At 69.9% G+C, this 2,594-nt stretch carries 1 protein-coding gene; it reads left to right on the top strand.

Going from position 1 to position 2,594, the window contains the following annotated elements; translation table 11 throughout:
• Positions 1 to 220 precede the first annotated feature (220 nt).
• A partial coding sequence (locus AC08OX_RS16880) for an FtsK/SpoIIIE domain-containing protein (protein WP_476608696.1) occupies positions 221 to 2,594 on the top strand: 2,374 nt, incomplete at its 3' end.

Genomic DNA, 2,594 nt, shown 5'->3' on the forward strand with positions numbered 1-2,594 from the left:
GAGCTGGTTTGCGCGGCCCGTGCCGGGTACGCATGAGGAAAGAGACGCTTCGCTCGCGCTGTGTCGCCCAGGGCGCCCCGAGTCACCCCACAGCACGTCTACAAAACGTCACCGATCACAACGTAGCGTGATCTCTACGCGGCCCTGCCACAACACCAAGTAGAAGAACTCCCCGTCGGCCGGTCCCGCTCCCCGCTTTTCCACGCCGTATCTTCCATACATGCGCTTCACCCTCACCGTCCGCGATGCCACCCGGAATTCCAGCACGGACGTACTACTGACCGCCGCCCCGGAAACCCCACTCCGTGCGGTGGCCGGGGCGATGGCCGCCGCTGTCCGCCCGCAGCGGCGTACTCCCACACCGGCGCGGGCCGGGCCCTCGATCAACGTCTCCGGTACCGTCCGTCCACTCGACCCGGAGACGACCCTGGCCTCCTCGCCGCTGCGTGAGGGTGCGGTGGTAAGCCTTGATGCCGCGGTGTCCCGGCGGGTCCGCGGGACGGGTCTGGTCGACCTGATGATCATCGGCGGACCCGGGGCGGGCGACATTCATCACCTGCCGGCGGGTGAGTTCACCGTCGGCTCGGGACCCGGCTGCACTGTCACGCTGGGGGGTCACAGCAGCGACGAGCCCGCGCTGACCATCCGGGTCGAGGTCGGCGGTCGGTGCACCGTTACAGCCGGTCCGGGCGCGGCCGTCGTCGGCGACCATCCATCGTCGCCTGCCGGCACCATCCTGGCCGCGGTGCGGATCGCCCCGGTGACGTTGCTGCTCGTGCGGCCCGCACCGCTCACGGTGCTGACCCGCCCGTCCGTCTCCGCTCCTGGCATGCTCGACGTCAACCGTCCGCCTCGCCTGCATCCGCCGGAGCGGGAGTCCGTCTTTGTCCTGCCGGCCGCACCCGCCGAACCCCGCCGTGTTCAGGTTCCGGTGCTCACGACGGTGCTGCCGCTTGTCGCCGCCCTGGGCATGGCAGCCCTGCTGCGGACGGTCTACGTTCTGCTCTTCGCGGTGCTGGCGCCGGTGAGCCTGGCCGCCGCCGTGGTGAGCGGCCGACGGCGGGAGGGCCGGGAGTTCCGTGCGGCCATGGCCCGCTACCGGCAGGAGCGGGACGACGTCGAGGCCGCGGCTCGTGCCGCACTTGCGGCGGAATGCGCCGAGCGTCGTCGCAGCCACCCCGATCCGGCAAGCCTCCTCGCCACCGCTCAGGGACCGACTGCGACGCTGTGGGAGCGGCGTCGTCATGACCCCGAGCACCTGCACCTGAGGTTCGGCACGGCCGACCTGCCAAGCAGGGTCCGGACCACGGACCCCTCCCCTGTCGCCGTCACGCCCCGGCAGCCCCCGGCCTGGGTCGCTCCCGATGTCCCCGCCGTCATTGCTCTGGCCGAGCGGGGAGTGCTCGGCGTCACCGGTCGGGGCATGTTGCCGCAGCTTCTCGGCAGCTGGCTCGTCATCCAGGCCGCTGTCCTGCACAGCCCTCGCGATCTCCGGATCTGTCTACTGATCGGCTCCACAGGCATCGTCGATGCCTGGCGATGGATCCGCTGGCTGCCGCACTGTCGGCCGTTGGTACAGGAGAAAGCCATTTTCGTCGGAGCCGACGAGGTCAGCCGCTCCCGCCGGATCGCCGAACTTACATCCTTGATCGAGAGTCGCCGCGCCCATCCGCCCGAGGCGCCCAGATCCGACCCCGACATCCTGGTCGTGCTGGACGGGGCCCGGATGCTGCGCTCCGTTCCCGGGATGACGACCGTGCTACGCGGCGGACCGGCGGTCGGCATCCACATCATCTGCCTGGAGGCCGACGTCCGGGACCTTCCGCCCGAATGCCGGGCCATTGTCGAACAGGACGGCGACGAGTTGTTGATGCGGCAGGATCGGTCAGCCGTGATCAGACATGTCTGCCCGGACCTTATCGGTCTCACCGGCCAGGCCGGAGCACCGGCCGTCGATGCCGCGGGACTGGCCTCCGCGGCCGGCTGGTGTGAGTCGGTCGCCAGAGCCTTGGCGCCGCTGCGCGACGCCGGTGACGACGACTCCGAGGGCCTTCCCTCCGCCGTCCGGCTCCTGGACATCCTCGGCGCCGGCCCACCCAGGCCGAAGGTGATCCAAGATTTCTGGTCATCGGTGCCGCAGCCGCCCCGGGGCGCGGCGAGCAGGGCGGTACCAGTCGGGATCGGTGAGGGTGGGAGGTTCACGATCGATCTCTCTCGCGACGGACCGCACGGGCTGGTCGCTGGCACGACCGGGGCGGGAAAGTCCGAACTGCTGCAGACGATCATTGCTGCGCACGCCGTGATGTACCGCCCGGACGAGATGATCTTCGTGCTGGTTGACTACAAGGGAGGCAGCGCGTTCGCCGAGTGCGCCGCTCTCCCCCACACCGTCGGTATGGTCACCGACCTCGATCCGCACCTGGTTCGACGCGCGCTGAGCTCGCTCAGCGCGGAGCTTCGCAGACGGGAACGGATGTTGGCCGCGGCCGGAGCGAAGGACCTCGACGCCTTTCGACGTCTGCTCCCTCATCCCATCGAGCGTCCGACGATTCCCCGCCTACTTCTGGTCGTCGACGAATTCGCCACGCTAGCCC

It is taken from the genome of Frankia sp. CoBUL1 (genome assembly GCF_978021245.1).